Below are 21,497 nucleotides of genomic sequence, written 5' to 3'. Positions count from 1 at the left end.
CTTCCGCTGTGGCCGGAAAGTATAGTGCGTGGCCGTGGGCCGGTCTATTGATCGCCGGATGCCATGTTTCGCGTGGTCTCGTCGATGCGCAGGAACTCGACCCGACCGTCGAATCCCCTCAATTCTGCGGATTCTTCGGTCACTTTACGTTGTGCCAGCAATGCGGCAACAGCCGGATCCCCGGCGAGGCTCGTCGACACGATGATATCGCCGCCCCGGCTTTGCCCTTCCAGCCGTGCCGTCATGTTCACGGTGGTCCCGAAATAATCGAGTCGGTCGTTCAGGGTGACGGCGATACAGGGCCCGCCGTGAATGCCGACCTTGATCGCGATCAAGTTGTCCCCGCCCGCCGCCTGCGCATGGGTGCGGTTGAATTCCGCGACCGCCTGCTGAATCTCCAGCGCCGCGGCAAGCGCCTGCCCCGGCTCGACGAAGGCCGCCATGACGGCATCGCCAATGGTCTTCACCACCGCGCCGTCATGTTCGCGCACGATACCCGTCAGGAACGCGAAGTGGTCGCGCACGAGGCCGTAGGCCCGCGCATCGCCAATGGATTCATATAGCGCGGTTGACCCCTGCAGGTCCGTGAACATCAGCGTGACACGCTGGATCGCCACTTCGTCACCGGGCCGCAGCAGCTGGTCCGAGAAGAGGTCACGGAACGTCTGCAACGCGGTCACGCGGTCGGCCGTCAAGGCATCGCGTTCCCAGGCCCGCTCCTCGACGACGACATTGCGGTCATGGGTAGATTTATTGATCAGGCGCAGGGTGCCCGGCGCGACGGCCGTACCGACAGACACCGTCCCGTCACCGATCTGCACCTCGGGAAACCCGCCACCTTCGAAATCGAAATCGGTTTCGGGGCCGGCCTCCAGCGTCCGCACCAGATAACGCCCGGCGGTGAACGGTGCTTCGAGCTCGCGGGTGGCCCCGGCGGCGACGCAAACTTGCGCTACGATATGCGGCGTACTCATCGGCCCGAACAGGCAATACTCGCCGAAGGCAACGGGGCGAATTCCCGCCGCTGGCTGGAAGCTCAGCTCCACATTGCGGGAGAAATCGCGGTCATAGTCGATGTTGCAGGTGCCGCAATGCGCACCTGTCGGCATCTCGTCCAGGCTTTGAGAAATCGACTTCGCGACCCGGCAGCGCGGGCACAGAATGTCCCAGCGCAGATCGAGCAGCCCGGCGCGGGTCGCTTCGAGGCACAGTTCGATCACGTCGCGCGGGCGCGCACCCCAGCGCCGCGCCAGCGCCAGGGGCCGTATCTTCACAACATCGACTTCCTGTCCTGTGGTCGCGTGCCGGGCCAACTGCTCGGCAAGCCCGTGCGCGTGCGGCGTGGCGTTGATGGCCTCGACGGCCTGGGCAATCCGTTGCCTGGTCGCGTCGTCGAAGGCGGGCGGCGTGGCCTCGAAGGGCGTATCGCGTTCCCCGCGCGCATAGTCCGCTGTCGATTCGATGAGGGCCGCAAAGGTCTTATTGGTGGATTTGAAAAACACCGTGCGCAGCGCCAGTTCGCCCAGCAGGTTCGCCGCCTCCACTTCCAGCATGTAGTGGACATGGCTCTGCTTGCCGTCCGGGCCCGCCGGCTCGATCCTGAGGGTTGCACAGAGCATCTTGAGTGGTCCCCGGGTGAAATGCCGGCGGTGCTCAAACCATTTGTTGGCGATCCAGTTTACCGGCTCCTCACGCCAGGCAAGCGTGAGCGGCCCCTGCTTGGCAACGGCCGTGAACAGGACCGACCCGTCATCCTGAGGCGTTTCCGTAATGTCGTGCTTCGGAAGGCCGGCAGCTTCGTTGAACCGGGCCGTGTCCGACAGGATCGGCCAGATGACTTCCGGAGGGGCGTCGAAGGACCATTCCCAATCGTGACGATGCACGCGCAAATCTGTGCTCCCCGTTTCGTTGACACAAATACCGAATGGCCGCGGTAACCTCGCAGCCGCACCCACAGCACCTACTACATCCTACGTTAGGAGATGGTTACCAGATCAGTCCGGGCATGGCGTATCGGGGCGCCTGGCCGGCATCCGCAAGGACGACCGACAGTTTCTCGGGCGCCGGCAAGGTCCCCGGCGCGGCGCCGAGCCGTTCGGCGGCGATGCCGCCGACGATGAAAGCGGCATCGATACCCGCTGCGGCGGCACCCGCGACATCGGTCAGCAGGCCGTCACCGATCATCAGCACGCGGCCCCGGTCCGGATCGCCCAAGTGCCGCAGCACCGCGTCAAAGACCGGGCGGTACGGCTTGCCGTGCCAGGCCACATCGCCGCCATAGCGGGTCTCATAGGCCTCGGCCATCGCCCCCGCACATATCTCGCGCACGGACCCGCGCAACACCTCGCGGTCGGGATTGGTGCAGACCATCGGCAGCCCCGCCGCAGCCGCGCGGCCCAGCTCGGGAAGATAATCCTCCAGCACATCGCCCGGATCGCGCGGACCGGTGCAGATAAAGAAATCCGCATCCTCGATTTCGACGGCGGCGTCGATGCCGGGATTGTCGAGCATGGGCCGATGGCGGTCCGGCCCGATGAACGCCGCGCGCCGGCCGAGCCTTGCATGCCACGGGTCCACCCGGTCGCGAATGGCGTGCCAGGCAACTTCGCCGGAACAGAAGATGTCTTCATAGATGGTGTCGGGAATACCGATCTGTCCCAGGACATCGCGGACACCGGCCACACGAAAAGGCGCGTTGGAAAGCAGCACGGTCCTGGCGCCCGCAGCGCCAAATTTTTCCAGGCAGTCAACCGCGCCCGGCAGGGGGTCGATACCGTTATGCAGGGTACCCCAAAGATCGACGATCAGATGATCATAGCTGTCCGACAGGCTTTCAAAGCCGGGGAGAAGTTCTGTTTTCATGAGGCAACCGGATCGTGGCAACGCGATGTGACAGGCGTATGCCATGCCCGGATGCTCGAAGGAAGGGGATGAATTCCGCGGCGCGACGGAAGCCGGGTTCGGCGGGCGGGCGGCGGGCCCGCCGGGCGACGTCAGTCGGTACGGCTCAACCGGGGTTCGCCGAAGAGATAGCCTTGGCCGAAGTCGATCTCGAAATCGAGAAGTTCGACCACCTGGCGCTCATCCTCGATCTTTTCGACAATCAGGTCGAGACCGTCGCGGTCGAGCATCTTCTTGATATCCTGGCGGGCGATATCACCGACCAGTTCATCGTTTCTGTCGAGCAGGAACGACGCATCCACCTTCACGAAGCGGAAGTTCTTGGCCGAGAGGCCCTGAATATCGAGGTTCAGATGGGTGACCTGATCGAGCGAGAACCGGAAACCGAGATCTGCGAGCCGCGCCAGATTGCCGATCGTGGCCGGCGGCGCCGTTTCGATATCCCCCTGGCCGAACTCGAAGAACAGCTTCGGCGCCAGATCGGGATTCTCGGACACGAAATCGACGAAATCACCGATGAAGGCCGTGTCGCCAAGGCTTTCGCGGGAGATATTGCAGAAGAAGGCGGTATCGTAGTTCCGCTTCTGGGTGCGCCGGATCAGCTGCACACAACGGAACAGCAGCATATTGTCGATTGCGCTGACCATGCCTTCACGCTCGGCCACGCCAATATACTGGCCCGGCCCGATCACCGTGCCGTCCTCGCTGCGGATACGCGTGTAGCATTCGTAGTAGCGGTTCTTGCGCTGGGGCAGGCTGACGATCGGCTGCAGATAGACATCCACCCGATCAAGACGCAGCGCCTCGCGCACAATATCGATGACCTCCGGGTCGTCGACATCGGAGAAATCGGCGCCCGACGGCGCACTGACTGCCTTGCCACCCTCGACGGCGACGAGCTTCGGTCGCTCGGCGAGCTGTAATTCGCCGGCCGCCAGGGCGCTGGCTTCCTGTTTGCGCGAGAAGACCTCGATCAGGCCCTGCAGGACCTTGACCTCGGCGATCACTTCGGACACCCGCTGTTCACCCGCCCGGCCCGCCTGATCGACGGTCTGGCGCATTTGCAGCGCCTGGGTCTGGGTGCTGAGCAAATCCTCGGCAATTTCACGTGTCTGACGACGGACGACCGTCAATTCGCGCAAGAGGCGGCGGTTACGCTCCGACTGGGCGAACATCACATGCGCGATCGCGCATCCGAGGAACACCATCCCGGCCGCCAACGGCGCGACATCCGTCGACAGCGCCGGCACGATACCGGGGGCGACCAGCGCCACCGCGCTCGAAAGCACGAAATAGGACGCGATGATTATGATATGCAGAATCAGTGACATGGCTTCGGGGCACAGATTGCCGCCGAAGCCTTGCGATATGGTTAACATGAATTAAGGCTGTTGCCGCGCTATTCCGGCCGTTCGGCCGGGAGAATCTGCTCCACCAGGGTCGACCAGTAGGTCACGCCAATCGGGATGATCTCGTCGTTGAAGTCATAGCCCGGGTTGTGAAGCATGCAGCCACCCGCCCCGGCACCGTTGCCGACCCACACATAACTGCCCGGTTTTTTCTGCAGCATATAGGCGAAATCCTCCGACCCCATGCTGGGCACCGGGCTGCGTTCGATATTGTCGCTGCCGACGATGGCCGAAGCCGCCGCTTCCGCGTTCTCGGTTTCTTCCACGCTGTTGACGGTGGCGGGATAGCGCCGCTCGTATCGCAGCTCCGCCGTCCCGCCGAACGCGGCACAAACCCCGTCGGCGATCCGCCGCATGGCGGGCTCGACGCCGTCGCGAACCGCCTCGCTGAAGGACCGTACCGTGCCCCGCAGAACAACTTCGTCGGGGATGACGTTGTAGGCATCGCCGCCGTGAATTTGCGTCACCGACACGACGAGCGAATCGATCGGGTCGATGTTGCGGCTCGCGATGCTCTGCAGCGCGTCCACCACCTTGGACGCCATGACGATGCTGTCGATCCCCTGATGGGGCATCGCGGCATGGCTGCCCTTTCCCTTGATCACCAGGTCGAAGATGTCGAATGCCGCCATCATCGCACCCGGTGCCACGGCAAACTCACCCACCGGCATGCCGGGCCAATTGTGCATCCCATAGATTGATTCAACCGGGAACTTCTCGAACAGGCCGTCCTTGACCATCACCTCCGCGCCGCCCTCGGCCTCCTCGGCGGGCTGGAACACGAAATACACCGTGCCGTCGAACTGTTTTGTCTCGGCGAGATACTTGGCCGCGCCCAACAGCATCGTGGTGTGGCCGTCATGGCCGCAGCCATGCATCTTCCCCAGTGTCTTCGAGGCGTGGTCGAATGTATTGCCTTCTTCCATGGGCAGCGCGTCCATGTCGGCGCGCAGCGCGATGGCGCGATTGCCGGTGCCAACCTTGAGTTGGCCGACGACGCCGGTCTTGGCCAGGCCGCGATGCACCTCAACGCCAAAACTCTCGAGCCGTTCGGCCACGAGCGCCGACGTGCGCTCTTCCTCGAAGGCCAACTCCGGATGGGCGTGGAAATCCCTGCGCCACTCGGTCAGCAATGCGTGATCGCGCGTGATCTCATCCTTGATATTCATCTGATCCTCATTTCGGTCGTCTCAAAGAACACGATGCTCGGCGACGGGGATACGTTGGCGCACCTGGGCCGCATATGCCGGCTCGACCGTCGCCGTCGCGTGCCCCGTCCCCTCACGCGCCTGGGCCAGAATATGCCCCCAGGGGTCGACAATCATCGAATGTCCCCAGCTCGCACGCTCGTCATTGCCCTCGTGATAGGTGCCGGTCTGTGCCGCAGCCACCATATAGGTCTGTGTCTCGATGGCCCGGGCCCGCAACAGGACCTCCCAATGGTCCTTGCCGGTCTGCAGCGTAAACGCCGCCGGCACCATGATCACGTCGGCGCCGGCTTCGGCCAGCGCGCGGTAAAGCTCCGCGAAGCGAAGGTCGTAGCAAATGCTGCAACCCACTGTGATGTCATCGGCTCTGTAGGTCACGATCTCGGACCCGGCGCCGAACGTAGCGGACTCCCTGTATTCCCGGCCGTCCGGCGTCGAGACATCGAACAGATGGATCTTGCGATAGCGCGCCAGTTCCTGGCCCGCGCGGTCGAAGGCGACGGTCGTGTTGAAGAATTCATCCCCGGCACGTTCGACGAAACTGCCGCCATGCACGAACACGCCATGATCACCCGCCAGCGCGCGCAGGGTTTCAAAGGCCGCGCCACCGCCATGTCCTGGTTCGGGCAATTCTTCGGCAGCGTCCCGCTTGTCGGCGACCGAGCTCCCCATGAAGGCGAACACTTCGGGCAGCACCAGCATGTCCGGCGAGTCCACCGCGACTGCATGAACCGCCAACGCGCGCGCCTGTTCCAGGTTGGCCGCCTTGTCGCTGCGGGTGTTCATCTGAAGCGTCGTGATCTTCATGTCACCATCGTACCGCAGCTCAATATTCATGTCTTGCCGCCAACAATTTTCCGCAACGCAATCACACCGGCGTTGGCCTCGGCGCAAAAACCGGCTAGCAAGAACACGCAACCCCGTGCGGGTCAGAAGGAGATTTCGATTGGCAACCGGCCGCATCACGCCCGTCATTCTGTCCGGGGGCTCAGGCACCCGCCTGTGGCCCATGAGCCGCCGTGATTATCCGAAGCAGTTTCTGCCGCTCGCGGGCGACCAGACGATGCTGCAGGAAACCGCATTGCGCGTCTGCGTGCCGCAACGCTTCGCGCCCGTGCTCGTCGTCTGTAACGAGGAGCACCGGTTCATGGTCGCCGAACAGCTGCGCCGCCAGGAACAGGAAGCGCAGGGCATCCTGCTAGAACCCGTCGGGCGCAATACGGCCCCCGCGCTCACCGCGGCCGCCCTTTGGCTGCTCGACCGTGACCCCGACGCGATCATGCTCGTGCTGCCGTCCGACCATGTGGTGCAGAACGTCCCGGCGTTCCGCGAGGCCGCCTATATCGCTGCCGAGGCTGCCCGGTCGGGCCGGCTCGTGACCTTCGGCATCGCGCCGCGCGCGCCCGAAACGGGTTTTGGCTATATCGCGGCCGGCGGCCCGACCGAAGGCATTGACGGCGTGCGCGATGTCGACGGCTTCGTCGAGAAACCCGACCTCGCAACCGCGCAGGAATACGTCGCCGGCGGCAACCATTTCTGGAACAGCGGCATGTTCGTCTTCCGCGCCGATATATTGGTCGCGGAGATCGACCGGCTGACCCCGGAGACCGGTGTCGCCTGCCGGGCCGCCCTGAAAAACGGCTCCGAGGATCTCGACTTTTTCCGCATGGACGCCGACGCATTCGGGTCCGCGCCCGCAACCTCCATCGACTACGCGGTGATGGAAAAGACCGCGGACGCGGCCGTCGTGCCCGTCGATATGGGCTGGTCGGATGTCGGGTCGTGGCGTGCGCTGTGGGAAATCGGCGCCAAGGACAATGCCGGCAACGTCGTGGAGGGTGACGTGGTGCAGGTCGGCGCACGCGATTGCTATCTCCGAAGCGACGGCACGCTCGTCGCCGCCATCGGGCTGGAAGATTTCGTCGTCGTCGCCTCGGCCGACGCGGTGCTGGTCGCGCCCAAGGACGAGGTGCAGCAGGTCCGAGACATCGTCGAGGCGCTCGGCAAGTCCGGGCGCAAGGAAGCCGTCACCTTCCCCGAGGTCTACCGCCCCTGGGGCTGGTACAAGACCCTCAATTCCGGGCCGGGGTTTCACGTCAACCGTATCTCCCTGCACCCCGGCGGTCGCGTGAACCTGCGCCGCCACCGGCATTCGGCCCAGCACTGGATGATCGTCGACGGGACGGCCGACGTCACCCTGGAAGGCGCACAGCATGAATTGGAGCCGGGGGAATCCATCTCGATCCCGGCCGGCGCGGCCCACGCGCTGGCGACCGCCGACAACCGTCCGCTCACCCTGATCGAGGTGCAGGCCGGGCCGAACGCCGGCAAGGACGAGTTCGAACGGCTGGAAAACACCTGAATCCCGGGCAACCCCCTCAATACTTGCCGGGATCGCTCCGGGCGCCTAACGTTCGGGCGGAAACGCATGACAAACCAATAAGGCAAGCACCATGGCACCGTCCGACCGGACCCGATTTGCGCCCAATTCCGCGGCCGCCCGCGACATCGCGTATTACCTGCACCCCTTCACCAACCCCAAGGTGCACGAGGAAAACGGCCCCTTCATCGTCAACGAAGGCAAGGGCATCTATGTCTATGACGATCAGGGCAAGGAGTATATCGAGGGCATGGCCGGTCTGTGGTGCACGTCACTCGGTTTCGGTGAAGAACGGCTTGCGAGGGTCGCCTATGAGCAGATGCTGCGCCTGCCCTACATCCAGGGCTTCACCCATCGCTCCAACGAAGTGGCCATCGATCTTGCCGAGAAGCTGATCTCGATAGCGCCCAACAACATGGGCAAGGTGTTCTTCACCAACTCCGGATCCGAGGCGAACGACACCCAGGTCAAGATCGTCTGGTACTACAACAACGCCCGCGGCAAGCCGGAAAAGAAGAAGATCATCGGCCGTCAGAAGGCCTATCACGGCATCACACTGGCCGCCGCCAGCCTGACCGGCGTCGACTATGCCCATAAGGGCTTCGATGTGCCGCTCGACCGGTTCCTGCATGTCACCGCCCCCCATTACTGGCGCGAGGGCCAGGAGGGCGAGAGCGAAGAGGATTTCGCGGGCCGGCTTGCCCAGGAGATCGACGATCTTATCGTCAGCGAGGGCCCCGACACGGTTGCTGCGTTTATCGCCGAACCGGTGATGGGCGCGGGCGGCCTGATCCCGCCGCCAGCGACCTATTTCGAGAAGGTCCAGGCGGTCCTGAAAAAGCATGACGTGCTGATGATCGCCGACGAGGTAATCACGGGCTTCATGCGCACCGGCAACATGTTCGCCTGCGAGACCTACAACATCAAACCGGACCTGATGTCGATCGCCAAGGCGCTGTCATCGGCCTATCTGCCCATCGGCGCGGTGATGATGACTGACGAGATCTATCAGGTGCTGCGCGACGGCAGCGACAAGTTCGGCATGTGGAACACCGGCTATACCTATTCGGGCCATCCCGTGTCGGCCGCCGTCGCGTTGGAAACGCTCCGCATCTATGAGGAGCGCGATACGCTGGGGCATGTCCGCTCAGTCATGGGCGGTTTTCAGGAACAGATGCAGCAATTCGCCGATCATCCGCTGGTGGGCGAAGTGCGCGGCGTGGGCCTGTTTGCCGCACTCGAGCTGTCCCCGGACCCGGAGAACAAAGGCAGTTTCGACCCCGCCGCAAAGGTGTCGCCGGGCATGATGGCGCGAACCCAGGCCCACGGCCTGATCTCGCGCGCCCTGCCGGGCGACGGCATCGCACTGTGCCCGCCACTGATCATCACGGAAGAGCAGATCGGCGTTTGCATGGAGCGGTTCTCAACCGCACTCGATGAGACATGGGCGCATGTCCAGGCCGAAGGGCTCGTTTAGCCGAATCACGTGAAATCCCACGACCGGAAACCAAAAAGGGAGCAATCGCAATGAGTGAAGCAGTCGTACTGGATGACGCACCGGGCTACGAAGTCCGCCGCAAGGACGATCCGCAGTTCGTCGAGGGCCGCCGCAACTTCTTCGAATATATCGATCTCGGGACCCAGGAGGCCAGCGACGGCAAGATGCGGGTGCAGATCACCCGCGCCAAGCAAGGTCTCGTAGAGCCGACCGGCTGGCATACGCATATCTGCGAGGGTCAGTTCGTCTATATGCTCGAAGGCTTCCTCGATCTCGCTTTCGCCGACGGCACGGTTCATCTGGAGGCCGGCGATTCCATCTACATCCCCGGCGGCATACCCCACAACGAAACCGCCACCTCGGACATGTTCGACCTGATCGAGATTTCGATTCCGGCCAAGATGAACACCGAGCCTTGCGACCCGCCGCCCGGAATGCCTGCCTGATCAAGCAACACGGCTTCATCGCGCGATACGCCGCAATTTGACTGCGGCGGCTCGCCGCGATGGAAAAATCAGGCCCGAATGCTATATTCAGGGCGTTATTCGAGCGTCGGCGGCTTGCCCCACCGTCGAGACCGGCTGATGGACCCCGGCTGATGGACTACGAGAAGCATTTTGCAAACAGTTTGAATGGCCTGCGGGCCGAAGGCCGCTACCGTGAATTCGCGGATCTGGAGCGCACGTCGGGCGATTTCCCGCGCGCCGTCCGCTATGTCGATGGCGGCACCCAGGAAATTACGGTGTGGTGCGCCAACGACTATCTCGGCATGGGCCAGCACCCCGACGTCCTGGCGGCGATGCATGAGGCGCTGGAGAAATGCGGTGCGGGCGCAGGCGGCACGCGAAACATCTCGGGCACCAACCATTACCATGTGCTGCTCGAGGAAGAGCTTGCCGACCTGCACGGCAAGGAAGCCGCACTTCTGTTTACATCCGGCTATGTGGCCAACTGGACGGCGCTGTCGACCCTGGCTTCCATGCTGCCGGAATGCCTCGTCGTGTCGGACGCGCTGAACCACAATTCGATGATCGAGGGCATCCGCCACGGGCGCTCCGAGAAAGCCATTTTCCGGCACAACGACGCCGCCCATCTGGACGAAATCCTGTCGGGTGTGGATCGCGACCGGCCCAAGCTGGTGGCGTTCGAATCCGTCTACTCCATGGATGGCGACATCGCGCCGATCGCCGACATCGTCGAGGTGGCCGAGAAACACAACGCGCTGACCTATCTGGACGAGGTCCACGCGGTGGGCATGTACGGCCGGCGCGGTGCCGGCGTGGCGGAACGCGACGGCCTGATGGACCGAATCGACATCGTGCAGGGCACGCTCGGCAAGGCCTTCGGCAATGTCGGCGGCTATATCGCCGCTTCGGCGAACCTGGTCGATTTCGTGCGCTCAAACGGTGCGGGTTTCATCTTCTCGACGTCCCTGCCCCCCCATGTGGCCGCCGGCGCGCGCACGGCCATCCGCATTCTCAAGGCCGACAACGCGATCCGCGAACGCCATCAGGAGCGGGCCGCGACCCTCAAGCGCCGCCTGAGCGCTGCGGGCATGGAGGTCATGCCGTCTGTCAGCCACATCGTGCCGGTATTCGTCGGCGACGCGGCCCTGTGCAAGGTCGCCAGCGACGAGCTGCTCGACCGCCACGGCATCTACGTCCAGCCGATCAACTTCCCGACCGTGCCGCGCGGCACCGAACGCCTGCGCATCGCCCCCACCCCGCTCCATGACGACGACATGATGGATGCCCTGGTCGCCGCTTTCGAGGACGTCTGGACGCGCCTCAACCTGCGGTCGGCGGCCTGAGGCGCGCATGTATCGCGACAAGACACTCATCCCGACCGAGGCGCTGCGCTTGTGCATGCTCGGTACCCTCGCGATTCGTACCCACACCTATGCCCAGCTGGCGCGCGAAGTGCGCGCCTTCGCAAGCCGCATCGTCGGCCCGTCTCTCGATGTGATGGGGTTGTCGATCGAGGTCCTGCGGGCCGAGGGGCTCGTGAAGCCCGTCGAAGAAAAACCCGACCCGGCCGATGAGATACTCGAACTCACCGACGACGGCCGCGAAGAACTGCGCATGCTGATGATCACGAACCTGCGCAGCCCCGTGGACGGCAATTCCCAACTCGTCTTCGCGCTGAAGCTGCGGTTCCTCCACCTGCTGTCAAACACGGACGCCCGGGACCAGGTCGAGCGGATGCGCGAGATCAGCGAGACCGAGTATGCCCGTCTGGTGGACCTGCGGCAGCGCTACGGATCCGAGCCGGGTCAGTTTCATGCCTGGCTCGATCTCGAACTGGCCCAGGTCGAGGATCGCCTCGAATGGCTGGCGACCGTCAAACCGGACGTCAAACCCGCCGGCTCGTAGCCGCTACTCCGCCGCGTCCGGCCAGGCGCCCGCGGCCTTCAGTTCCTCGACCGCTTCGGGCGACCATTCGACACCCGGCTTGTCCCCGCCGACGATGGCCATGATCGTGCCTCGCGTATCGCCATCGCGCGCGCTCTTGCACTCGAAGCGGCGCTGGATACCCGGCGGGAAGGAAACGACGTCCTTCTCTTTGAGGATCACATGATCGTCGCCCTCGTCACCTTCCCACTCGAACATCCACATGCCCTCGACCACCACGAAGGTCTCGTTCGTATCGTGGGTGTGCATCATGACACCCTGACCCGGATCAGCCGTGACATACCCGACCCCGAAACCCGCCTCGAGGTGTGAAATTTTCGGCAACGCCTCGTCGCCGATGGGCGAGAAGACGTCCTCGCCACCGGACGGCTGCGCAAAACCAAGGGCGTTGCGAAAGGTCCGGAAATAGCCATCGACCTTCTGGTCGGGCAGGCCGCCATCGACCGCGTCGATCTCGTCGTAGCGCGCGACGCATTTGAGAACGTCCTCTTTCTTCGGCTTGTAGACTGGAATGGCCATGGGTTCATTCTCCTCCGAATTGTATTGCCGGAATAATATAACAATCGCGCCGTGCGAATTTGCACTAAATCAATCGTGCCGCGATGAACCGGCTACTCGGCCGCCTCGTCATCCGGCCAAAGGCCCTCGGCCTTGAGGCGTGCAACCGATTCCGGTGAATACTCGCCGCCGGGCGTATCGCCGCCGATGACGCCGAGCAACACGCCCTTCTCCGCACCGTCGCGCGCGCTCTGGCACGAGCGAACCCATAAAAAACCCCGCAATGATCTGGCTGCGCGACCTGATCCGCACCACGGCCGCCGGCATCGATTCCTGATCGCCGAAGCCTAGTAGAGGTGCTGACCGCCGGTGATGAATATCTCGGTCCCCGTCACATAGGAGAAGTCGGGGTTGCAGAGCTGGAACACCGCAGACGCGACCTCACCGGCGGTGCCCATCCGGTGCATCGGGATCCGGTTCACCAGGGGCTCATACTCGTCGCCCACCATTTCGGTTTCGATCTCACCAGGCGCTACTGCATTCACCCGCACCCCGAGTTCGGCAAACTCGACTGCCATCTCGCGGGTCAGCGCCGACAGGGCCGCCTTCGATGTGGAATAGGCGGAACCCGCGAACGGGTGGATCGCATGGCCCGCGATCGAGGTGATATTCACGATCGAGGCGCCGCCGTCCGTTCCGGCCGTGCCCGCGGCATCCTCGTCGTCCTTCCCCGCCCGCGCCAGGGCGGGTGCGAAGCCCCGTGCGAGCGCCAGCGGCGTGAAGAAATTGAGCTGGAATACCTCGCGCCAATCGTCCAGCGGGCCGTTCAGGCAACCGAGCCGTTCCTGGAAATCCGTCTTCGGCGAGACGGCCGCATTGTTGACCAGCGCGTTCAACGGCGTGTCACCCAGCAGCTCGAGTGCTTCATCGACAAATCGCTCGACATCGGCCGGGTCGCCCAGGTCGGTGGGAATATGTGACGTCCAGTTGGGGTCGCGCTCGCAATGGGCCGGCACCGGATCGCGCGAACAGGTGATGATCTGCCACCCCTCGTCGGAGAAGCGTTTGACGGTGGCGTGGCCGATGCCACGGCTGGCACCGGTCAGGATCAGGCTGCGGCGGCTGTCGCTCATGCCTCCCTAGGTAATCCACCGGGGCGGCGATGGGAAGCCGGCAATGCGCTGCTATGGATGAGGGTGATGCTCGACGAAGTGCCGCAGCACGGCCACCAGCTTCGCCATATGGGCAACATTTCCACTTTTTCGGGCCGTTTCGATATCGTCGACGATCATACGTTCGATCCGCGCCTCGCCATTTGGCGCGTGGCACAGATACTGCCCCATCTCCATGGCAATCAGTTCGGGCACATGCTCGTGCTCGGCGATCGCCGCGACCTCTTCCTCGGTCAGTTCACACAGGGCCAGGCAATCTTCGCGCGTCAGCATTTCATTCTCCAGGCAGCGCACCCTCGCGGGCGCCAGCACGGAAACAATGGCAGTTCTGTGACCTACCGTAATTGGGATGGATCAATTGCCGGCGAAACGTTGCCGACCACCCGCTAGGGCTGAAGTCGGGTCTCGCGCCAGCCATCGCCATGCCGGTCGAAGGCCTGACGGTCATGCAGGCGGTCGGGACGGTCGGTCCAGAACTCGATCCGGGACGGCACCAGCCGGAATCCCGACCAGTGGGGCGGGCGCGGCACGTCGCGGCCGTCATGCTCTTTCTCGAGATCACGCACCCGATCTTCGAGAATTGCCCGGCTCTCGACCGGCGCCGACTGCTCGGACGCCCAGGCACCGATCTGGCTGCCGCGCGCCCGGCTGGCGAAATAGGCGTCCGCCTCATCGTCGCTCACCGGTGCCGCCGGCCCGTCAATTCGCACCTGGCGGCGCAGCGACTTCCAATGGAAACAAAGCGACGCATTGGGATTGGCCAGCAGGTCCCGGCCCTTGGCGCTGTTGAAGTTCGTGTAGAAGACGAAGCCTTCCGGACCATGGTCCTTCAGTAACACCAGGCGCGTCGAGGGACGCCCCTCCGCCGAAACGGTGGCCAGGGTCATCGCTTCGGGAAGGTTCGGCTCGACCGTAACGGCTTCCTGAAACCAGGCATCGAATTGGACAAACGGGTCGGTATCGGACATGTCCGGGAACTGCCTTTGAAAATCACCAGATCTATCAGCGCATCATATCGATGCCGCCTGCTTTTCGAAAACCGCCTGCACGGCCCGGAGACGGCCGGCTTCGAAATTCTCGCGCAAGTTGGCGATCATGCTTGGAAACGCCGGTCCCATCACATCGCGCAACGAGGGCCCACCGGTCCCTTTCGGTGGTCGCGCGTTCGCCAGCCATTCCCGCGCCGCCGCGCTTTCGTCGTAAAAGTGCCGTTCGGTCCAGCCGGCTTCGGTTGCCACGCTGCGCAACGCGGCCGCATCGATCAGATGGCTGCGGGAGGCATCGCTGGCCCAGGGCACCGGATAGACGAGCGCGGCCACGTCCGCGCCGGCCACAATGTCATACAGCGCCAGCACGCCGCCGGGCCGCGTCACCCGCAACAGCTCACGATAAAGCGCGTCCCGGGCTTCGATATTCATCGCCACATGCTCGGTCCAGATCGCGTCGAAGCTCGCGTCCGCGAACGGCAGGGCCAGCGCTTCCGCGGCACAGAACCGGGTCGTTGCCGCAATTTGCGAACGCACCGACAATGCCTGCGCGATTCGGCAGAAACCCGGTGTCAGATCGATCCCGGTGACATCGGCGCCAAACTCGCCCGCAAGAATTCGCGCCGGTCCGCCCAGGCCCGAGCCCAGGTCAAGGACCGCCAGCCCCTCGCGCAACTCCGCGCGCGCGGCCAGGCGACGTGACGCGGCGGCACCGCCGACATGAAACTGGTCGAGGGCGGCAAGCCTGTCCATCCGCGCCGGGTCGAGCGACGCGAGCACCCGTTCGGCGACGTCCGCGCCCCCGTAATGGTCGGTTCCACTCAACTGCGGTCGCTGACAACCCGCGGCCCGTCCCCTCCTGCCACGGCGTCGGTGATCAGGTCCCTGATCAGGGTCCCCATCGTGTCATCACGCGCGCTGTTATACGCCGCGATCAGTTTCGCCAGCGGCTCGGTCCAGCGCGGGTCTTCGTCCTCGTCCAGATAGGGTTCACCCGGCCCATAGCCGAGTGCCAGATACAAATTCGCGACCGTGACCCCGTCGAGATCGCGGACCAGCACAGGCTGGTTCTCATCCGTGTGCGCCAGAAACCCCGAGCCCTGTAGTCGCGCCAGAACCAGCCCCAGGCCCGCACCGTCGCCGCCGGTCGCGTCGAGCAAACGGTCCTCGTCGACCACGCTGTTCTCGCGCGATGCCGCCAACAGGCAGCCGATCACCTGCAGGGCGCGCAACAGCGCGCGCGCCGGAGTCAGCGGCCCGAAATCCTCCGCCCGCCGCGCGGCCAGCCATTCGGGCCGGGTTGCAGCGACGATGGCGCCGAACAGCACCACCGCCCAGACCAGATACATCCAGATCAGGAACACCGGCAGGGCGGCCAGCGAGCCATAGACGCTCTCGAAGGTGCCGGCGTTCTGCAGATAGACCGCGAATGCGGCCTTCAACACCTCGAACAGAATTCCCGCGACCAGAGCGCCCGACAGGGCGTAGCGCAGCCCGACCCGGCGGTTGGGAAGCGCGAGATAGAGAATGGCGAAGCCGCCCACCGCGAACAGGAACGGCAGCATGCGTAGCGCGAAATTGCGGATCACACCGAAGTCCAGTCCCAGCGGCATGACGTTGTTCATCGCGAAGGCGGTGCTGACGGACAGGCCCGCGCCGAGCAACAACGGCCCGAGGGTCAGGGTGGTCCAGTAGGCGATCAGACGCGTGCCGAGCGGCCGCGACTTCTCGATCCGCCAGATGGCGTTGAACGCGGCCTCGATGGTGGACAGCAGCATCACCGCCGTCACCGCCAGCCAGACGACACCCAGTGTCGTCAGCTCACTGGTGTTCGACACGAAGCGGTCGACATAGGTCTCCAGCTCGCCACCGATATGGGGGGCGGTGTAGCTGAGTATGATGGACAGCAATTGCTGGGTCATGCCGTCGAAAACCGGGAAGGCCATCATCACCGAAAAGGCGATGGCGAACAGCGGCACAATCGCCAGCAGCGAGGTGTAGCTCAGGGACGCGGCGGCCACCAGGACGCGGTCCCGGGAAAACCGCCGTACCACGGTCCGCGCGAACTGAAGCTCATCCGTCAGCCGCTTGAGTCGTTTCTCGTCCATCGCCACCCTCGTTCGATGCGGCTAAACCTATCAGAACAAAAGGAAAAAACCATCCAATCCCGTGCGCCGCCCCGGCCTTGCCGCACCAATCCTTTGCTGTAGGATGCCGCACATACGGGGTAAGGGTTCGATCAACGGGGATTTCATGAGCGCTGCAACGCAACTAATGGCCGGCAAGCGCGGCCTCATCATGGGGGTCGCAAACGACCGGTCCATCGCCTGGGGCATTGCCAGGATGGCGGCCGAGCATGGCGCTGAACTGGCGTTCACCTTTCAGGGCGAAGCGCTGGAGAAGCGCGTGCGCCCGCTTGCCGAGTCCGTCGGCGGATCGATGGTCCTGCCCTGCGACGTCACCGACGAGGCGAGCATGGACGCGGTCTTCGCCGAGATCGAAGCGACCTGGGGAAAGCTGGACTTCGTCGTCCACGCCATCGCCTACTCCGACAAGGACGAACTCAAGGGCCAGTATGTCGACACCAGCCGCGCGAACTTCCAGCGCTCCCTCGACATCTCCTGTTTTTCCTTTACCGATGTGTGCAAGCGCGCCTCGGCCATCATGCCCGACGGCGGCAGCCTGCTGACGCTGACCTATTACGGTGCTGAACGGGTGATGCCCCACTACAATGTCATGGGCGTCGCCAAGGCCGCACTCGAGGCAAGCGTGCGCTACCTGGCCGTTGATCTCGGTGGCGCCGGTATCCGGGTCAACGCCATCTCGGCCGGACCGATCAAGACCCTTGCCGCCAGCGGCATCGGCGATTTCCGCTACATCCTGAAATGGAACGAGCTGAACGCGCCGCTCAAGCGCAACGTCACCATCGATCAGGTCGGCGGTGCCGGGCTGTATCTGCTCAGTGATCTGGGCGCGGGCGTCACGGGCGAGACCCATCATGTCGACAGCGGCTACAACGTGGTCGGCATGGTCGCGGTGGACGCTGCGGCCGAAGTTGCGGACCTGCTCTCGGGCCTCAAACCCGACGACGCATAGGCAAACGCCCAACCAAGGAGTACCCGCCATGGCCGGCAACAGCTTCGGCCAGATTTTCCGGTTCACCACCTGGGGCGAGAGCCACGGGCCCGCCATCGGCGTCGTCGTCGACGGCGTGCCGCCGCGTGTGCCCTTCGCCGAAGACGACATCCAGGGCTGGCTCGACAGACGCCGCCCCGGCCAGTCGCGCTTCACCACCCAGCGCAAGGAGCCCGACACAGTGAAGATCATGTCGGGCGTGTTCGAGGGCCAGACGACCGGCGCGCCCGTCTCGATGATGATCGAGAATGTGGACGCGCGCTCGAAGGATTATTCCGAGATCGCCCAGAAATACCGGCCCGGCCATGCCGACTACACCTATGACGCCAAATACGGCATCCGCGACTATCGCGGCGGCGGGCGCTCGTCCGCGCGCGAGACCGCGAGCCGGGTGGCGGCGGGTGCGCTCGCACGCAAGGTCATCGACCATCTCGTCCCCGGCACCATCATCCTGCGCGGCGCGCTGGTGCAGGTCGGCACCATGGCCGTCGACCGGGCCAACTGGGACTGGGGCGTGATCGGCGACAACCCCTTCTGGTGCCCCGACCCCGCAATGGCCGGCAAATGGGAAGAATATCTCGACGACATCCGCAAGGCGGGCTCGTCCGTCGGTGCGGTCATCGAAATCGTGGCCGAGGGCGTGCCCGTCGGGCTGGGCGAGCCGATCTACGGCAAGATCGATTCCGATCTGGCCGCGGCCATGCTGACGATCAACGCGGTCAAGGGCGTCGAGATCGGCGCCGGGATGGCGGCTGCAGCACTCACCGGCGAGGAAAACGCCGACGAGATGCGCATGGACGGCGACAAGGTCGCCTTCGGCTCCAATCAGGCCGGCGGCGTGCTCGGCGGCATCACCACCGGGCAGGACCTGGTGGTGCGCTTCGCCGTGAAGCCCACCAGCTCGATCCTCACCCCGCGCGACACGATCAGCCGCGAGGGCGACGATACGGACATCTCCACCAAGGGCCGCCACGACCCGTGTGTGGGCATCCGCGCCGTGCCCGTGGGCGAGGCCATGATCGCTTGTGTGATTGCCGACCATCTGCTGCGCCACCGCGCCCAGATCGGCACCTTCGATTCCCAGGCCCCCCACGCGAGCAAGGGCTAAGCGTGTGAACAGCGGGCGGGTCGTAGACCCGCCCCTACAAACCGAGTTAGCCGCCGTAGGGGCGGGTTTCAAACCCGCCCGCCATCCTAAAATTAGAAAATCGTCATACGCGGACTTGATCCGCGTATCTCAGCGCAATCCGAGACGAGATGCCCGGATCAAGTCCGGGCATGACGATATTGTCGGAGCAGGACGAGTTTGGTGGCGTAGGACGCCATTGGTTGCCCGCAACCGGCACCCTATAATTGGGCCAACCCGATCGATCCCCCCGGAGAGCCCCATGGCCAAGAAGAAGCGCGAAACCCCCGATCAGCTGCAGCATGTCTCGAAGCTGCCGATCCCCGATCCCGACGGCCTGCCGGAGGATCTGCAGAAATACATGCGCATCTGCCAGGAGAAGCTCGGGCTCGTCCCCAACGTGATCCGCGCCTTCTCGCTGCGCCCCGAGAAACTCCGGACCTTCATCGGCAAGTACAACGAGCTGATGCTGGGCGAGGACGCTCTGCTGACCCGTCTTGAGCGCGAGATGATCGCCGTCGTCGTGTCCTCCCACAATCACTGTGTCTACTGCATCACCTCCCACAGCCAGGCGGTGCGCGAACTGGCCGATGATCCGGTGCTCGGCGATATCCTGATGATCAATTACCGCGAGGCAAACCTGACCGAGCGCCAGCGCGCGATCCTCGACTATGCCTTCAAGCTGACCTCGAACCCGGCCGAGCTGGGCGATGCGGACCGCCAGAAATTGACCGATGTCGGGCTGGGACCCAAGGAAATCTTCGAGGTGACCGACACGACGGCCTATTTCAACTACACCAACCGCATGACGCACGGGCTGGGGATGCTGCCGAACGAGGAATATTTCGGTATGAACCGCCTGCCCGACCCGGGCCTCCACGACAAGTAGGCGGCGTAACGATGCACCACGGGCGGGTCACAAATCCGCCCGGACGGCAGCAACAGATATCGACAAGCGCAGGCCCGCCTGACCCCTTCGAGACGCCCTCTGCGCGGACTCCTCAGGGTGAGTATGATTCTCAAAAACCCTCATGCTGAGGAGCGTTCCGCAGGAACGCGTCTCGAAGCACGCGGCGACAATCGCACGAAGTTGTTCCGGCGCCGCGGAGCCCCCATGTAGAATGTGCGTGCCGAAGCCCCTGCAGGAGATAACGGGTGCGAAGACGATCGAGATACATGGGCGTTCTCGCGCTTGTGGCCGGACTCTTTCTGGCCGGCGGACACGCCGGTGCGCACCCCCATGTCTGGATCGATCTCGAGACGAAGCCGGTGATCGACGCCAACGGTAACGTCGCCGGATTGGAGGTCGCCTGGATCTTCGACCCGTTCTACACGGTGTTCGCGATCGAGGATAAAATGACCGAAGACGGGGTCGATCAGGAGAGTTTCCTCCGGATGGTCGCGGAAAACCTCGAGAATCTGCGTCCCCACGATTTCTTCACGGACATCCGGGCCGGCGGCGCCAAGGTAACGCTCGGTCCGGTCGAAACCTTCGATGCCGGGCTGCTGGAGGGCAAGCTCTGGATGCGCTTCGTCGTCACGTTTGAAGAACCCGTCGATCCGCGGGTCGACGTCCTTTCCTATGCCGTCTACGACCCAACTTTCTATATCGAGATCGCCTACGCAGACCCCCGGAAGGCCAATCTCGATGCCGTCGCGACACCCGGTTGCGAGGCGCAACTCGAGGAAGCCAATCCGACGTCGGAGACGATCACACTCGCCCAGTCGCTGGACGCCGCCGCGACCGGCCCCGACACGCTCGGCGAGATGTTCGCCCAACGCGTGCGCATCGCATGCAACTAGGGGCCGACCGCAGCGCGCTGCGGGGGTTCGCAATCCCGCTCCTGCTGGCCGTCGGCATCGTGGCACTCTGGCTGGTCGCGATCTTCCTGTTCAATGACACCTGGCTTTTGGTCCTGTCCGATATCCAGGCGATGCAACGAGAATTGCAAAGCGGTCTTGCCGATGCGACCCGCCTTGTTGCCGAAAATGGCGCGGGGGCGGCCTGGACACTGATTGGTTTGAGCTTCGCCTACGGGACCCTGCATGCCGCCGGACCGGGTCACGGCAAGCTCGTGATCTCGACCTATCTTCTGACCAATGAGGGCGCCGTGCGGCGGTCTCTCATGCTCTCGATTGTGGCCGCCATGATGCAGGGCGTGACCGCCATCGTTATCATCGAAGTCGTGCTGGCGGTCATCGGCGCCAGCCTGCGCGAAGCAACCGGAATCGCAAACAAGCTCGAGATGACCAGCTACGCCCTGGTCGCCGTGCTCGGTCTGATTCTCGCGGGTGTCACGGCGCGCCGGCTGGTCCGCCGTGCCCGCGACCCCCATGCGGTCGATGCCTGTGGCACCTGCGGGCATGTCCACGCGCCCGACGCCGCCCATGTGGCCGACAAGGGATCATTGGGCGCGCTGGCCGCGATCATTTTCTCGATCGGGCTGCGGCCGTGTACCGGCGCCATCCTGGTACTGATCCTGGCGAATGTGCTGGGCCTGCGGTTCACGGCCTGGGCTGCCGTCTTTGCTATGTCGGCCGGGACGGCGCTGACGGTGTCCGCCATCGCGCTGGCCTCGGTCTATGCCCGCCAGGCAACGCTGCGCGCCGCCGACCGCTGGCCCCAGAGCTCGGGAAAATTGCCGGTGATGCTCGATGGCATCGCGTTTTGTGGCGGGGTCCTGATCATCGCGCTGGGCGTATCGCTGCTGCAAGGCGCGGTGACAATCGCAAACCACCCGCTCCTCTAGCCGCACAAACTCGTCATGCCCGC

Annotated in this window: 21 protein-coding genes; 10 read left to right on the top strand and 11 right to left on the bottom strand. The window is 64.1% G+C overall.

The genetic code is table 11. From position 1 onward, the window contains the following. Positions 1–44: 44 nt before the first annotated feature. The 5 genes from ABJ363_08925 to ABJ363_08905 all read right to left on the bottom strand — a co-directional run bounded on the left by ABJ363_08925 (position 45) and on the right by ABJ363_08905 (position 6,325). Positions 45–1,883, bottom strand: a complete 1,839-nt coding sequence (locus tag ABJ363_08925; protein MEP4379108.1) for an adenylate/guanylate cyclase domain-containing protein — start codon at positions 1,881–1,883, stop codon at positions 45–47. A gap of 103 nt (positions 1,884–1,986) precedes the next feature. Continuing rightward, positions 1,987–2,862, bottom strand: coding sequence for a TIGR01459 family HAD-type hydrolase (locus ABJ363_08920; GenBank protein ID MEP4379107.1), 876 nt, complete (start codon positions 2,860–2,862; stop codon positions 1,987–1,989). 131 nt (positions 2,863–2,993) lie between these two features. Next, on the bottom strand, positions 2,994–4,232 hold the full coding sequence (locus ABJ363_08915) for an EAL domain-containing protein (GenBank protein ID MEP4379106.1): 1,239 nt from the start codon (positions 4,230–4,232) through the stop codon (positions 2,994–2,996). 68 nt (positions 4,233–4,300) lie between these two features. Further along, on the bottom strand, positions 4,301–5,479 hold the full coding sequence (locus ABJ363_08910; GenBank protein ID MEP4379105.1) for a M20 aminoacylase family protein: 1,179 nt from the start codon (positions 5,477–5,479) through the stop codon (positions 4,301–4,303). A 21-nt stretch (positions 5,480–5,500) separates the two neighbouring features. Next, positions 5,501–6,325 carry a carbon-nitrogen hydrolase family protein gene (locus ABJ363_08905; GenBank protein MEP4379104.1) on the bottom strand — a complete coding sequence of 275 codons (825 nt, stop codon included), beginning with the start codon at positions 6,323–6,325 and terminating at the stop codon, positions 5,501–5,503. Positions 6,326–6,464: 139 nt separating this feature from the next. On the opposite strand from ABJ363_08905, the gene ABJ363_08900 reads away from it, so the two are divergent. The 5 genes from ABJ363_08900 to ABJ363_08880 all read left to right on the top strand — a co-directional run bounded on the left by ABJ363_08900 (position 6,465) and on the right by ABJ363_08880 (position 11,768). Continuing rightward, positions 6,465–7,880, top strand: coding sequence for a mannose-1-phosphate guanylyltransferase/mannose-6-phosphate isomerase (locus ABJ363_08900; GenBank protein MEP4379103.1), 1,416 nt, complete (start codon positions 6,465–6,467; stop codon positions 7,878–7,880). A 91-nt stretch (positions 7,881–7,971) separates the two neighbouring features. Continuing rightward, on the top strand, positions 7,972–9,375 hold the full coding sequence (locus tag ABJ363_08895) for an aminotransferase (GenBank protein ID MEP4379102.1): 1,404 nt from the start codon (positions 7,972–7,974) through the stop codon (positions 9,373–9,375). Positions 9,376–9,425: 50 nt separating this feature from the next. Next, positions 9,426–9,842: a cupin domain-containing protein gene (locus ABJ363_08890; GenBank protein MEP4379101.1), complete on the top strand. Its 417-nt coding sequence runs from the start codon at positions 9,426–9,428 to the stop codon at positions 9,840–9,842. Positions 9,843–9,994: 152 nt separating this feature from the next. Then, positions 9,995–11,206, top strand: coding sequence for a 5-aminolevulinate synthase (hemA, locus tag ABJ363_08885; protein ID MEP4379100.1), 1,212 nt, complete (start codon positions 9,995–9,997; stop codon positions 11,204–11,206). 7 nt (positions 11,207–11,213) lie between these two features. Next, a complete protein-coding gene (locus tag ABJ363_08880) occupies positions 11,214–11,768 on the top strand; it encodes a hypothetical protein (GenBank protein ID MEP4379099.1) in 555 nt (184 codons plus the stop codon). A gap of 3 nt (positions 11,769–11,771) precedes the next feature. On the opposite strand, the gene ABJ363_08875 is transcribed toward ABJ363_08880, so the two are convergent. From ABJ363_08875 to ABJ363_08850, 6 genes are all read right to left on the bottom strand, one after another. Further along, positions 11,772–12,326, bottom strand: coding sequence for a cupin domain-containing protein (locus tag ABJ363_08875; protein ID MEP4379098.1), 555 nt, complete (start codon positions 12,324–12,326; stop codon positions 11,772–11,774). A 326-nt stretch (positions 12,327–12,652) separates the two neighbouring features. After that, entirely contained in the window at positions 12,653–13,438 is a 786-nt protein-coding gene (locus tag ABJ363_08870) for an SDR family oxidoreductase (protein ID MEP4379097.1), read from the bottom strand. A gap of 51 nt (positions 13,439–13,489) precedes the next feature. After that, entirely contained in the window at positions 13,490–13,750 is a 261-nt protein-coding gene (locus ABJ363_08865; GenBank protein MEP4379096.1) for a hypothetical protein, read from the bottom strand. A gap of 113 nt (positions 13,751–13,863) precedes the next feature. Then, the gene (pdxH, locus tag ABJ363_08860) at positions 13,864–14,445 is read right to left on the bottom strand and encodes a pyridoxamine 5'-phosphate oxidase (GenBank protein ID MEP4379095.1); all 582 of its coding nucleotides are present in this window, start codon (positions 14,443–14,445) and stop codon (positions 13,864–13,866) included. Between the two features lie 42 nt (positions 14,446–14,487). Further along, positions 14,488–15,288, bottom strand: a complete 801-nt coding sequence (locus tag ABJ363_08855) for a class I SAM-dependent methyltransferase (protein MEP4379094.1) — start codon at positions 15,286–15,288, stop codon at positions 14,488–14,490. Beyond that, complete coding sequence (locus ABJ363_08850) at positions 15,285–16,571, bottom strand: YihY family inner membrane protein (GenBank protein MEP4379093.1); 1,287 nt, start codon at positions 16,569–16,571, stop codon at positions 15,285–15,287. The genes ABJ363_08855 and ABJ363_08850 overlap by 4 nt, the downstream gene beginning before the upstream one ends. Positions 16,572–16,716: 145 nt before the next feature. Here ABJ363_08850 and fabI point away from each other — a divergent pair, with 145 nt between their 5' ends. The 5 genes from fabI to ABJ363_08825 all read left to right on the top strand — a co-directional run bounded on the left by fabI (position 16,717) and on the right by ABJ363_08825 (position 21,474). Next, the gene (fabI, locus tag ABJ363_08845) at positions 16,717–17,559 is read left to right on the top strand and encodes an enoyl-ACP reductase FabI (GenBank protein MEP4379092.1); all 843 of its coding nucleotides are present in this window, start codon (positions 16,717–16,719) and stop codon (positions 17,557–17,559) included. Between the two features lie 28 nt (positions 17,560–17,587). Continuing rightward, positions 17,588–18,706 (top strand): chorismate synthase, encoded by a 1,119-nt coding sequence (gene aroC, locus ABJ363_08840; GenBank protein ID MEP4379091.1) that lies wholly within the window; start codon positions 17,588–17,590, stop codon positions 18,704–18,706. 280 nt (positions 18,707–18,986) lie between these two features. Further along, positions 18,987–19,613 carry a peroxidase-related enzyme gene (locus ABJ363_08835; protein ID MEP4379090.1) on the top strand — a complete coding sequence of 209 codons (627 nt, stop codon included), beginning with the start codon at positions 18,987–18,989 and terminating at the stop codon, positions 19,611–19,613. A gap of 287 nt (positions 19,614–19,900) precedes the next feature. Beyond that, positions 19,901–20,527: a DUF1007 family protein gene (locus ABJ363_08830; protein ID MEP4379089.1), complete on the top strand. Its 627-nt coding sequence runs from the start codon at positions 19,901–19,903 to the stop codon at positions 20,525–20,527. Next, entirely contained in the window at positions 20,518–21,474 is a 957-nt protein-coding gene (locus ABJ363_08825) for a nickel/cobalt transporter (GenBank protein ID MEP4379088.1), read from the top strand. The genes ABJ363_08830 and ABJ363_08825 overlap by 10 nt, the downstream gene beginning before the upstream one ends. The last annotated feature ends 23 nt before the right edge of the window (positions 21,475–21,497 follow it).

The organism is Alphaproteobacteria bacterium (genome assembly GCA_039980135.1).
Classification (GTDB): Bacteria; Pseudomonadota; Alphaproteobacteria; order UBA6615; family UBA6615; genus UBA8079.
Note: the sequence above shows the minus strand (reverse complement) of the source record. Positions and strands in the feature narration are given on the sequence as shown.